Genomic DNA, 12346 nt, shown 5'->3' on the forward strand with positions numbered 1-12346 from the left:
CTCGCTCTCGGTGTTTCCAACCTTACCAGGTCTTCCGCACCGCTCGGCCTCAAGAGGCCTTCGCCGTAACCGACCTGACGGCCTGTCCGACGTGTTGAACTTTAGCCCAGCCCCGCTCCGAAAAGCGAATCCGGCCCACTCGCCGAAATACCGGCACGACAAAGAAAGCCAGCCGCATAAGCGTGCGAATAGCGGCACGCCAACAGCCGACGACCCTGCCGGGATGGTGTTTCAGGAGAGTGGCCGCCCCGGGACCGTCCGCGCCGATGCGTGTCCGGTGCTCCCTGCCGAGCGACTTGGAAACACTAGACCTCCCCAGCCCCAGAAGCAAGTCCCCCACCTGACGCAGCACCCCGCCAGCGACAGGCGCCGCAGCGATGCGGTCGAAGTCGCGGCCTCCGTGCAGCAGAGGCCTGGAGCTCGGCGGTCACCGCACTCACTGTGCAGTCGCACTCATCCGCGGTAGTTCCCCTTGTTCTCCAGCAGCTCCAGGTCAAAGGCTCCGTCCGCCGCAGTGGTGCAAAGGCGATGAAGAGCGAGCGCCCGCCGCCGAGTCTCCAGCGCCTCGCGAGGGGCGGACCTCACCGTCTCCGTCTCCGTCTTCGTCGCCGCGCCGAGCGCCCGAGCCGCGTCCGCGAGGAGGGCTCCGTCCACGTCGATCACAGTCCTGGCCACCGGACATCTCCTTACTGTCAAGCTGTGCATCAAGGATGTCAGGCTGGTTGCACGGTCGGTAGATCACCGTGCGGCTGCGCGCGCAGCCGCACCGCTGGGCACGTCGACTGCCCTGCTCCACTGGCCGCGGGCCCACAGCAGGAGGCCGAGCAGCGGGAGCGCGGTGCCGAGGGTGCAGACGCCCGTCCAGCCGTAGGCGGCGTGCAGGGCGCCGGTTGCGGCGGAGGAGGCGGCGCCGCCGGCGAAGACGGTGGTCATGTAGACGGTGTTGATCCGGGCCCGGGCATCGCCGCGCAGGGCGTAGATCTCGTGCTGGCTCATCACCTGGTGGCCCTGGACCGCGAAGTCGAGCAGCACTGCGGCCAGGGCGAGCAGCAGCACGCTGTGGCGGCCGGCGGCGGCGAGGGCGAAGGAGCAGGCGGCGAGCAGCAGGGCCGCGCCGCTGGCGCTGCGGCCGTGGCCGCGGTCGGCGAGCCGCCCTGCGACCGGTGCCGCGGCTGCGCCGCCGGCGCCGACCAGGGCGAAGAGGGCGATCTGGACCTGGCCGAAGTGGTGTTCGTCGACGAGCTCGTAGGCGATCGCGGTCCAGAAGGCGGTGAAGGAGCCGAACATCGTCGCCTGGCAGAGCGCTCGCCGACGGAGCACGGGCTCCTGACGGGCCAGCGTGACCAGGCTGGCCAGCAGTGCGCGGTAGCCGGCCCGGTGCTCCGGGGTGCGGGTCGGCAGCAGCCGGCGCAGCACCAGGCTGAGCCCGATCATCAGCACGGCGGACAGCAGGTAGATCGCCCGCCAGCCCAGCAGGTCGGCGACCAGGCTGGAGACGGTGCGGGCGAGCAGGATGCCCAGCAGCAGGCCGCTCATGACCCGGCCGACGATGCTGCCGCGCAGCTCGGCCGGGGCCAGGTGGGCGGCGAGCGGGACGAGCACCTGCGCGACGACCGAGGTCGTGCCGACCAGCACCGAGGCGGCCAGGAAGAGCCCGAAGACCGGGCTCACCGCCGCGAGCAGCAGGGCCGTCGCCGTCACCAGGAGTGTGCGGGTGGCCAGTCGGCGGTTCTCCACCAGGTCGCCGAGCGGCAGGACGAAGAGCAGGCCCAGGGCGTATCCGGCCTGGGTCAGCGTCACGACCGTGGTGGCCGCGCCCTGACCGACGCCGAAGGAGTGGGCGACGAGTTCGAGCAGGGGCTGCGCGTAGTAGAGGTTGGCCACGGTCATGCCGCAGGCCACCGCCAGGACCAGGGTCGTGGCGGGGTTCATCTGCTGCGCTGCGGTCGGCGCGGGCCCTGGTGCGGGCTGGGGCATCTCTCTTCGACCTTCCTTGCGTGCGAGCGCTCTTCGAACAGGCGCTTCCGGAAGCAGACGCTAGGCAGGGCCGCCCGGATGGGGAAGGGTGCGCCGCACCCCCCGTCAGCCTGGGTGCGCCACACCCAGGTCCGGTGCCGGGCGGCCCGCTACGGTGGGCGCATGACGAAGGGAACCGAGCTCGGTGACTTCCTGCGCGCCCGCCGCGACCTGGTGCCGCCGGAGCGCGCGGGCCTGCCGTCGCACACCTCGCGCCGGGTGAAGGGCCTGCGCCGCGAGGAGGTCGCGCTGCTCGCCGGGGTGAGCACCGACTACTACACCCGCCTCGAACAGGGCCGCGAGCGGAACCCCTCGGAGCAGGTGCTGGGCGCCGTCGCCCGCGCGCTGCAGCTGGACCCGGACAGCGCCGCGCACCTGTTCCGGCTCGCCCAGCCGGCGCCGCCGGCCGTCGCCGCGCCCGTGACCACGGTCAGCCCCGAACTGCTGCGCCTGATGGACCACTTCCTGGGCCTGCCGGCCTGCATCGTCAGCCCGGCCCTGGACATCCTGGCCACCAACCACGGCACCCGGCAGCTCTACAGCGACTTCGCCCGGGTCGACAACCAGCTGCGGATGCTCTTCCTCGATCCTGCCGGGCGCCGGTTCTACCGTGACTGGGACCGCGCCGCCCGCAGCATGGTCAGCAACCTGCGGGCGCAGTCCGCGCCGTTCCCGGACGACCCGCGGATCGCCCAGGTGATCGGTGAACTGTCGCTGCGCAGCCCCGCGTTCGCGAGTCTGTGGGCCAGGTACGACGTCCGGCCGTGCACCAGTGACGACAAGCCGCTGTGGCATCCTCAGGTCGGCGAGATGTACCTGCACTTCGAGTCGTTCACCGTCTCCAGCGCCCCCGGCCAGCGACTGCTGGTCTACTCGGCCGAGCCCGGCAGCCCCGGTGCCGACGCCCTGGCGCTGCTCCGCACGCTCACCGAGCAGGACACCGGCGCGCGCCCGCCCCGCGGGGAACGGGCACGCGGGGAACGGGCACGCCGAGCGGACGGGCGGGCCACCGGGACAGGCCGCTGACCGGCTCCGTCAGGAGAGGACCCGCCGCAGGCAGGCGTTGCGCGTCGCGATGGCCGGCTGCGAGAGGTGCACCCCTGACCGGGATGCACTGACATGTGCGCACCTGCGCAATCCCGGGCACCTCTACGATGGCCGGATGGACGAGCGCACACCGGCAGCAGATGCACACGGCTCGCAGCAGCATCGCAGAGGCGATCACCTGGAGGTCGCCGCCTCGATCCTCGCGCTGCTCGCCGACCGCACCCGGCTCGCCCTGCTGGAGCGGCTCGGCCGCGGGGAGGCCGACGTGACCACGCTCACCGAGGCCACCGGGGCCGCACGCCCCTCCGTCTCCCAGCACTTGGCCAAGCTCCGCCTCGCCGGGCTCGTCTCGACCCGCAAGGACGGGCGCCGCGTCGTCTACTCGCTGCGCCACGGCCACCTGCGCCGCCTGGTCGACGAGGCGCTGAACGTCGCCGACCACCAGATCGGCTCGCTGCCGCCGCACGACTGACCCCTGTGCCGACCTCTTCGCCGACCGCTCCGCTCGCCCGCGCTGCGGCACGGGCGAGGGTCCGCGAGCTCCGCCCCACACGTGCGCAGGTACGCACACGTTGGCTATGCTGACCAGGTCACCATCGCCGACCCGAGGGCGCGACCGATGCTGTCCGTGCTGCGCAACCGCACCTACCGCCACCTGTTCACCGCACAGGTCGTCGCCCTGGTCGGCACCGGCCTGGCGACGGTGGCCCTGTCGCTGCTGGCCTACCGGATCGCGGGGAACGACGCCTCGGCGGTACTGGGCACCGCGCTGGCGATCAAGATGGTCGCCTACGTGGCGATCGCACCGCTCGCCGGCGCGCTCGCCGGCCGCGTCCCGCAGCGGGCGCTGATGGTCACGACGGACCTCACCCGCGCCGGCGTCGCCCTCGCCCTGCCGTTCGTCACCCAGGTCTGGCAGGTCTACCTGACGGTCTTCCTGCTCCAGGCCGCCTCCGCCGCCTTCACCCCGACCTTCCAGGCCACCATCCCCGAGGTGCTGCCGGCCGAACGCGACTACACCCAGGCGCTGTCGATGTCCCGGCTCGCCTACGACCTGGAGTCGCTCTTCTCCCCGGCGCTGGCCGCGCTGCTGCTGACCGCCGTCTCCTACGCCTGGCTCTTCACCGGCACGGTGATCGGCTTCCTCGCCTCGGCCGCCCTGGTGGCCTCCGCCGTGCTGCCGAAGGCTCCCCCGGTCGAGCGCACCGGCGGCGTCTACACCAAGGCGGTGTTCGGCTCACGGCTGTACCGGGCCACTCCGCGGCTGCGCGCCCTGCTCGCGCTCGACCTCGCGGTCGCCGCGGCCGGCGCGATCGTCTTCGTCAACACGGTCGTCCTGGTCCGCGAGCACTTCCACCGCCCCGCCGGCGACGTCTCCCTCGCGCTCGGTGCCTACGGCGCCGGGTCGATGGCCACCGCCCTGCTGATGCCCCGTCTGCTGCACCGGGTGAGCGACCGGGCCGTGATGCTGCCCGCCGCGTTCGCGCTGCCCGCCGTCCTGGCCGGCGTCGCCGCGCTCACCGCCGCCGCCCCCGGCAGCTGGTCCTGGGCGGCGCTGCTGGCCGCGTGGGCGCTGATCGGCGCGGGCAGCTCGGCCGTGCTCACCCCGGGCGGGCGGGTGGTCCGCCGCTCGGCCGCCGACGCCGACCTGCCCGCCGCCTTCGCCGCCCAGTTCTCCCTCTCGCACTCCTGCTGGCTGCTGACCTACCCGCTGGCCGGCTGGGTCGCCGCCGCGGCGGGCCTGCGCGCCACCGCCCTCGTGCTCGGCGCCCTCGCGCTCGCCGCGGCCGGCGGGGCCGTGCTGCTCTGGCCGCGCCACGATCCCGGGGCGCTGCCCCACCTCCACACCGACCTGCCCGCCGGCCACCCGCACCTCGCCGGCGCCCGCCGCACGCCGACCGGGAGTTGGAGCCACGGCCACCACTACGTCATCGACCGGCACCACCACAGCTGGCCGCACCCGGTGGCGCGGCGGGCGGCGGCCGGCTGAACCGGGGCCAGGGCCTGTCCGGCGGTCCTTCCGCCGCGCTGGAACGCCTGTGCGGACCCGATCCGCTGACGACAGGTCGACAGGACGACGCCGGGGTGCCATCGGGCACCCCGGCGTCGTCCTGCGGTCAGCGGCGAGGAAAGCGGAGGGACTAGCTGCAAGTGAGGTGTGAGAAGGAAGTCCCCCCATGGCCTCGCCGGGGGCAACGCTAGCAGTCAGCCGGGGATCAGGTCGCGCAGGTTTTCCGGCGTGACGACCACCGAGTCCGGGTGCAGCCCCTGCGGGCGGCCCAGGCCGACGTAGGTGACCGGGCCCTTCGGGACCGTGGTGCCGTCCCACAGCGTGGTCGCCGTGGCGCGCTCGGCCAGCAGGTCGGTGAGGTGGCGGACGGTGAGGTGCTCGCGCTCGACGATGCCGCGCACCAGCGTCGCCACCGACATCTGGTTGCCCTCGACCTGGTTGGCCTGCGGGTCGCCCTGCAGATGGAGGTGCAGCCACTTCGCGCGCCAGCTGCCGTCGGCCCCGCGCAGGAACACCAGCGGCAGCGCGACCCGGCCCGGACCGCGCAGCTCCGACTTCATCCGCACGGTGCGCGCCTCGAACGGGCGGCCCTGCTGCTCGGCCTCGCGCAGCATGAAGCCGAAGAACGACTCCTCGACCTCATCGAAGCCCTCGCCCGCGTACACGTTGACCTGCGGGACGATGAAGTCGCCGCGCACGGAACCCAGGCGCAGGTCGATGAACTCCGAGGCGCCGTCGGGCGCGTCGGTGATGTCCCCGGAGTGCTCGCCCTCGACCTGGGTGAGCTCGGTCCAGGAGAGCCAGCCGACCGTCCCGTACTCGGCGTCGAGCAGCAGCGCCGACAGGTCGAAGTCGGTGGTGCGGCTGGTCTGCTTCCAGTACACGAAGAACCGGAGCAGGTCGCCGTCGACCGGGGAGAGCGAGCCCCGGGGCAGCACGCCGAGGCCGGCGGCCGTGGCGTTGCCGCTGAGCGGGAGCGCGACGTCGAGGATGTCGGGGTCGATCAGCAGGTGCCCGGGCGCCGGCAGACGGCGGCGCAGCTCGGCGTCCAGCGCGGCGATCAGGCGCTCGCACTCGGGCGGCAGCACCGGTGGGCGGGTGTCGGCGGTGACCCAGCCACGGCCACGGCGGTTGACGAAGACGCGGCGCTCGCCCGGCTGCCGCGGCCGGTTGTGGAAGTACTCACGGACCGACAGCAGCACCCGGCCGGCCACCTGCGGGGCGACCTGCTCGGCGGCGGCCACCACGGCATCGCGTTCGTCCTGGGTGCGGCAGGCCCGCAGCAGCCGGTCCAGGGCGCGGAACAGCCTGCCCGGAGCGGCCGTCAGCAGCCGTGCCGCCCCGGTCACGTCCTGCGCGGCGAAGAGCTCCTCGACACGGCTGTCGAAGGAGCGGACCTGCTGCTCGCCCCGGGCCACCGCGAACACCTCGGCGGCGTGCGGCCAGCGCGGGTACTCGTGCGGGTGCAGTCGCTCACCGAGGCGCTTGAACGCCTCCCGGTGCGCGCTGACGTCGGCGAGCTTGGCGGGAGCCGCGGCGACCACCGCGTCGAGCCCGGCGAGCAGGGCGCGGCGGACCGGGCGGGACAGCGAGCGGAACCGGGTCGGCTCCAGCAGGGTCACGTCACCGTCCGACAGCGCGCAGGCCAGCCGCAGCACATCGGTGACGGTGTCCAGCAGCAGCGGCGCACCGGCGTCGAGCCGGGCGAGGTTGACCACGGCCCGGTTCTCCCGGACCGGTATCGCCGCGGGCTGGGGACCGTCGACGCAGTGCCCGGCCAGCGCACCGAGGTCGCGCAGCGCCTCCTCCCCCAGCGGCGTCGTGCTGCCCGCCAGGGCCAGGTACAGCGCGGTGACCTCGTCCTCCAGCGTGCCGCCCGGGTGCAGGACCGTCAGGCGGTCGCCCGCGGCGGCGATCAACTCGCCGTGGGCGGCGAGCATTTCGGCGTACGTGTGGGCGTAGCTGCCGTACGACGGGAGGGTCAGCAGGTCGACCGCACCGGTGCCGAGCTGCGCCGGCGTGCCCGCGCGCGAGACGTCCTCCGCCAGCGCCTCGGCGATGCATCGCATCCAGAAGTCGAAGGTGTCCGGCACGTTGGCCGGGAAGTCGACGAAGTAGACGTTGTGCTCGACATGGTCACCGACCATCTCCCGCACGGTGGCCAGGGTGCGCGCGGCGACGGCGACGACCGCTTCCTCGCTCAGCCCCGACAGCCGCTCCAGCAGCGCCGCCGAGAGCTTGAAGCCCACGGACAGCAGCGTGGCGTCGAACTGCCGTGCTGCGACGGCGCCTTGACCGGCGGGCGCAGTGGGCGCGGGGAGGCGGTGGGTGTGCCGGACGACCAGCGGTTCGAGACGGAGGGCCATCCGGGCATGATCCCAGAGCCGCCTGAGGCCTCGCACCCGGGTTTTCGGACCACCGGGCGCGCCGGGCGCCGCGAGCCGTTGCTCGCGGCGCCCGGCGCCCTGCTCACGTCACGGTCGCCCTGCTCACTTCGCGGACGCGGAGGGCGACGGGCTCGGGGAGCTCGTCGGCGCGGCGGCGGTGGGAGCCGGCGAGGGGGACCCGCAGCTCGGCGAGGGGCTGCCGGACGGCGCCGGGGAGCCCGGGGTGGCGGACGCGGAGGGCGTCGGCGTCCCGGAGGGCTTCGGCGACGGGGTCGGCGCCGGCGAGGGGGTCCCGGTCGGCGACGGGCTCGGCGAGGCGGACGCGCCGGCCGTCGGCGTCGGGCAGCCGGTCGGCGCCGGGCTCGGGGTGCCGGTCGGCGAGGCGGTGGGCGACGGCGAGGGCGACCCGGTCGGCGACGGCGAGGCGGGGGTCGTGGGCGACGGCTTCGCGGACGGCGTCGGCGAGGCCGACGGCGCGGGGGTCGGCGAGGCCGAAGCCGACGCCGAGGCCGCCGGGTTGGGCGACGCGGAGGCCGACGGCGACGCCGGGGTGGGCGAGGCGGTGGGCGCCGCGGGCGACGGCTGCGCGTTCGGCGTCGGCGAGGCCGACGGTGTGCCCGCCGGGGTACCGGCCGGGATCGGGGTCGCGGGGGCCGAGGGGGCCGAGGAGGCCGAAGGCCGGCTCGCGGGCACGACCGTGAACAATCCGCCGCCGACGGGCAGCGGCACCGTGACCGGGCCCGGTCCGGCCGGCAGGTCCGGCACGGTCAGGGCGCCGGTCTGGAAGTAGCCCATCCAACTCTTCACCGTGTTCAGGTAGTCGGTGGAGTTGTTGTAGCTGAGGATCGCCCGGTCGAGCTGGGCCGGCACCGACACGTCGCGGCCGCCCGCGCACAGGTAGCGGCCGGCGCCCAGCGCCGCGTCCCAGATGTTGTTGGGGTCGGCCTTGCCGTCCCCGTTGCCGTCGGCACCCCAGGTCGCCCAGGTGGAGGGGAGGAACTGCATCGGACCGACGGCCCGGGCCCAGGAACCGCTGCCGTCGTAGGCGCCGCTGGTGCTGTTGGGGATCGCGGCGAAGCCGCTGGTCCCGTCCAGCGCCGGACCGAGGATCGGCGTGTACGTCGTACCGGAGGCGTCGACCGCGCCACCGTCCGCCTGACCCGACTCCACCTGGCCGATGCCGGCCAGCAGCTGCCACGGCAGGTGGCAGCCGGGGTCGCTGCCGGCGAGCGACGTCTCGGCGCTGCGGTAGGCGGCGAACACCGTGGCCGGCAGCCGCGCCCCGCCCACCGACAGCGACGTCGCGGGCGTCACCGGAACGGTGCTCGACGTCCCCGCGCCGTTCCCGGCCCCGCTCCCGCCCGGCAGCACGGTGCCCGGCGCCGCGAACGGCGATCCGGCCACCACCCCCGGCGGCTGCGGCAGCACCCGCGGGCCGCCGCCGTCCGCCGGCGGCTGCCCGCCCGGCGTCGCCCCACCCGCCGCGGCGGACGCCGGCACACCGAACGCCACTGGTGAGGCGAGGGTCAGGGGCGCCGACGGCGCCGCCGCGGCAGCGAGGGCGACGAGCGTCCCGGCCGTCCGCGTCAGCACGCGTTTACGTATCCACCTGGCCACGTGAACTCCTTCCGATGATCCTGCGGTCAGTCCATGGACGAACCGACCGCCCATCAGGTTCCACAACAGTCAGTCGGCATACGCATCAGACCACGCTGGGGTGACGCCCTCGCACAGCGGGGGCACCCCTTCCTAAAGCAGCCCTCGCGCTCATGGCAGCCCTGGCCACCCCAGCTCCACAACCGGCCATAGCCATGTCTCCTGCTCCAAATGACTTGCCATCGACCTTGCCGCTGCCTGGGAACTTCGCCAAAGCAGTTGACTGCGAAGGGAGCGTGTTGGTCGAATCACTCTCAGCACATGCTGGCTTCAAGGTGGGGAACAGACCGGGTGGCGCTTGACAGTCCAAGGCTCAAGGACGTCCTCGCGGACGTCGCGTCAGGCACGCTGCAGCTGCCCGACTTCCAACGCGAATGGAAGTGGGACGACGACCGGATCCGAGCGATCATCGCGACGGTGACGCTCGACTACCCGCTCGGCGTGGTGATGACGCTGGAGACGGGCGGAGCTTCGCCGTTCCGCGCCCGTGCGCTCACGGGCGCCGGGCTCGGCCAGGACGGGGAGCCCAGCCTTCTCCTCCTGGACGGCCAGCAACGGCTCACCTCCCTGTTCCAGGCCCTGTATCTCGACGCTCCGGTGGAGACGGTCGATGCCCGCGGCAAGGCCATCAAGCGCTGGTACTACGTCGATATCGCCAAAGCCGTACGTGCCTCGGCGGACCGGGACGAGGCGATCGTGTCCGTCCCGGAGAACAAGGTGCTCCGGACGGACTTCTCCCGCACGGTCGTCCTCGACCTGAGCAGCGTCGAGAACGAGTGCGCGGCCAGCCTCTTCCCGCTCCACTTCGTGTTCGACACCCAGCGTGTCAACTCCTGGAAGCGGGCGTTCGTCAAGGCGGACGAGGCCCGGAACTGGGACCTGTGGGGCGAGTTCGAGGAGCGGGTGCTGGATCAGATCCGCACATTCCAGGTCCCCATGATCCGGCTCGCCGCCTCGACCTCGATGGACGCCGTCTGCGCGGTGTTCGAGCGGGTCAACACCGGCGGCGTGCCGCTGAACGTCTTCGAGCTGCTCACGGCCACCTACGCGGGTGACCGCGTCTTCACCGAGAAGACCGGGGACTACTACCAGCTCCCGACGGTCTGGCAGACGATCAAGCAGGACCTCACCACCCGCTTCCCGGTGTTCGGCCGGCTGGACCAGGGCGTCGAGGACGGCCTGAGCAGCAGCGACTTCCTGCAGGCCGTCGCACTCGTGCGCACCTGGGAGCGCAAGCAGGCGCGCCCCGGTACCGCGGTGTCCTGCAAACGACGTGATCTCCTGGAGCTTCCCCTCGTCGACTTCGACCGGCTGGCCCCGCGCTTGGCGGAGGCTTTCAGCTGGGTCGGGGACTTCCTTCAGCAGCAGTGCATCGTGCGCGCCGCCGACCTGCCCTACCGTACCCAGCTCGTCCCGCTCGCGGCGGTTCGGGCCATCCTCGGTGACGAGACCGACAGCCTCGCCGCGGAGGAGATGATCACCCGCTGGTACTGGTGCGGAGTGCTCGGCGAGATGTACGGCGGATCGACCGAGACCCGTTTCACCCGTGACGTGGAACAGCTCATCGCCTGGATCCGTCGCACCGGCGAGATGCCGGACACGGTCGGCGACGCGTATTTCTTCCCCGACCGCCTGGACACCCTGACCACCCGCAACAGTGCCGCGTACAAGGGGATCTACGCCCTGCTCATCAAGCAGGGGGCAGTGGACTGGCACTTCACCGGCGCGCCGCTCAGCCCCGCCCGGCTGGACGAACACGCGGTGGGGGTCCGGCAGATCTTCCCCAAGGCATGGATCGCCAAGCAGTACGGCCAGGAGCTTCCAGCCAACTCCATCGTGAACAAGACGCCGCTCTCGTTGCGGGCCGCCCAGGACATGGCAGGGCCGCCGGCCTCGTACCTGACCTCGCTGGTGGCCGCCTCGGACATGCGGCCCGAGTGGTTCGACGACGTGATCGCGACGCACCTCATCGACCCGGACGCCCTGCACAGCAACGACTACGAGCGCTTCTACCATGACCGGTCCAGGCAATTGGTGGAGCTGGTCCAAGGGGCCATGGGCAAGCGGACCGCGCTGCGCGGCCTCGCGGATGGAGACGGCGACCGGTGACCGCGAAGCCGTCCCAGCAGGATCTCCTCGCGCTCAAGGGCACCCGGATCCCGGTCCAGCGCGTGCTGGACCTCTTCGGCGTGCGGGTTCGCAACCACGGGACCGTGCACCTGATCTCGCAGGCGCTGGCGGACGTCGGGTTGGCCACCCTCCCCGACTTCGCGGTCTGCGGCCAGCGTGATGACGTCGACATCGTCGCGCTGACCACCCTCGTGGCGGCAGCGTCCCCGGAGGACGAGAGCGAGCAGGAGGCACTGCCCTCGCACGCTCTGCCTCAGCGACTCCACATCGGCGACCTGGCGCCCGCCCGGAACGGCGTGGTGGGTGTCGGCCTCGGGTCGACCCTGACCCAGGCGACCTACCTGATGCGCACCACGGGTCATCCGCAGCTTCCGGTCACCACGGGCATGGCCACGGTGCACGGAGTGATCACCTGGCGCTCGGTCGCGAAGATGTACGAGACCGGCAAGGCGCCCACGCTCGAGAACGCCATGCAGAAGGACTCCCTGCCCATCGCCGATGCACGGCAGGAGTTCTTCAGCTGCCTGCCCATGATCAAGGAGCACGGCTACCTCCTGGTCCGCGGGGACGACGGCTGCCTGTCCGGGATCGTGACGGCGGCAGACGTCACGGAGCGCTTCGAAGGAGCCGCTCGCCCCTTCTTCCTGGTCGGCGAGATCGAGTCGCTGCTCCGACGATGCCTCGGCGCAGCGCTCGACGAGGAGGCGATCAGGGCGGTGCAGACCAACCGGAAGGTCGCGGACCGGACCGGGTTGATCTCCGACCTGATGTTCGGCGACTACATCAAGCTGCTGGACGGCACGCAGACCAAGCAGGAGATGGCCGCGAACGCCGACACCAACTGGGGCACGCTCGGTTGGCCGGCCATGGACCGGGCCCAGTTCGTCCGCCATCTGGAACGGGTGAAGGACATCCGCAACCGGATTGCCCACTTCGACGAGAAGCCACTGCCGGACGAGTTGCTCGCGGAACTGACCACCTTCACCAAGCTGCTCCGCGACTTCGTCTCCTGACCTGTTTCGTCGTATCGACCCGGATTTCACGCGAGCCCGACACAGACAACTACCACCCGCTACGATCGTCCGGGTGGTCCGGCTGC

The 12346-nt window shown here is 72.5% G+C and carries 9 protein-coding genes; 5 read left to right on the plus strand and 4 right to left on the minus strand.

Going from position 1 to position 12346, the window contains the following annotated elements; genetic code table 11:
• Positions 1-453: 453 nt before the first annotated feature.
• Complete coding sequence (locus OG294_RS11125; RefSeq protein ID WP_327066312.1) at positions 454-675, minus strand: type II toxin-antitoxin system VapB family antitoxin; 222 nt, start codon at positions 673-675, stop codon at positions 454-456.
• A 63-nt stretch (positions 676-738) separates the two neighbouring features.
• Positions 739-1977 (minus strand): MFS transporter, encoded by a 1239-nt coding sequence (locus tag OG294_RS11130; RefSeq protein ID WP_327066313.1) that lies wholly within the window; start codon positions 1975-1977, stop codon positions 739-741.
• 162 nt (positions 1978-2139) lie between these two features.
• Here OG294_RS11130 and OG294_RS11135 point away from each other — a divergent pair, with 162 nt between their 5' ends.
• From OG294_RS11135 to OG294_RS11145, 3 genes are all read left to right on the plus strand, one after another.
• Entirely contained in the window at positions 2140-3042 is a 903-nt protein-coding gene (locus OG294_RS11135; protein ID WP_327066314.1) for a helix-turn-helix domain-containing protein, read from the plus strand.
• Between the two features lie 136 nt (positions 3043-3178).
• Positions 3179-3535 carry an ArsR/SmtB family transcription factor gene (locus OG294_RS11140; RefSeq protein WP_327066315.1) on the plus strand — a complete coding sequence of 119 codons (357 nt, stop codon included), beginning with the start codon at positions 3179-3181 and terminating at the stop codon, positions 3533-3535.
• Between the two features lie 147 nt (positions 3536-3682).
• Entirely contained in the window at positions 3683-5053 is a 1371-nt protein-coding gene (locus tag OG294_RS11145; RefSeq protein ID WP_327066316.1) for an MFS transporter, read from the plus strand.
• A gap of 215 nt (positions 5054-5268) precedes the next feature.
• Here the strand turns inward: OG294_RS11145 and OG294_RS11150 are convergent, their stop codons facing one another.
• Positions 5269-7440 (minus strand): hypothetical protein, encoded by a 2172-nt coding sequence (locus OG294_RS11150; RefSeq protein WP_327066317.1) that lies wholly within the window; start codon positions 7438-7440, stop codon positions 5269-5271.
• A gap of 123 nt (positions 7441-7563) precedes the next feature.
• Entirely contained in the window at positions 7564-9054 is a 1491-nt protein-coding gene (locus tag OG294_RS11155; protein WP_327066318.1) for a lytic transglycosylase domain-containing protein, read from the minus strand.
• Positions 9055-9408: 354 nt separating this feature from the next.
• Here OG294_RS11155 and OG294_RS11160 point away from each other — a divergent pair, with 354 nt between their 5' ends.
• Both OG294_RS11160 and OG294_RS11165 read left to right on the plus strand, forming a co-directional pair.
• A complete protein-coding gene (locus OG294_RS11160; RefSeq protein WP_327066319.1) occupies positions 9409-11226 on the plus strand; it encodes a GmrSD restriction endonuclease domain-containing protein in 1818 nt (605 codons plus the stop codon).
• Positions 11223-12260 carry a CBS domain-containing protein gene (locus tag OG294_RS11165; RefSeq protein WP_327066320.1) on the plus strand — a complete coding sequence of 346 codons (1038 nt, stop codon included), beginning with the start codon at positions 11223-11225 and terminating at the stop codon, positions 12258-12260. Before OG294_RS11160 ends, OG294_RS11165 begins: the two co-directional genes overlap by 4 nt.
• The last annotated feature ends 86 nt before the right edge of the window (positions 12261-12346 follow it).

It is taken from the genome of Kitasatospora sp. NBC_01302 (assembly GCF_035976515.1).
Classification (GTDB): Bacteria; Actinomycetota; Actinomycetes; order Streptomycetales; family Streptomycetaceae; genus Kitasatospora.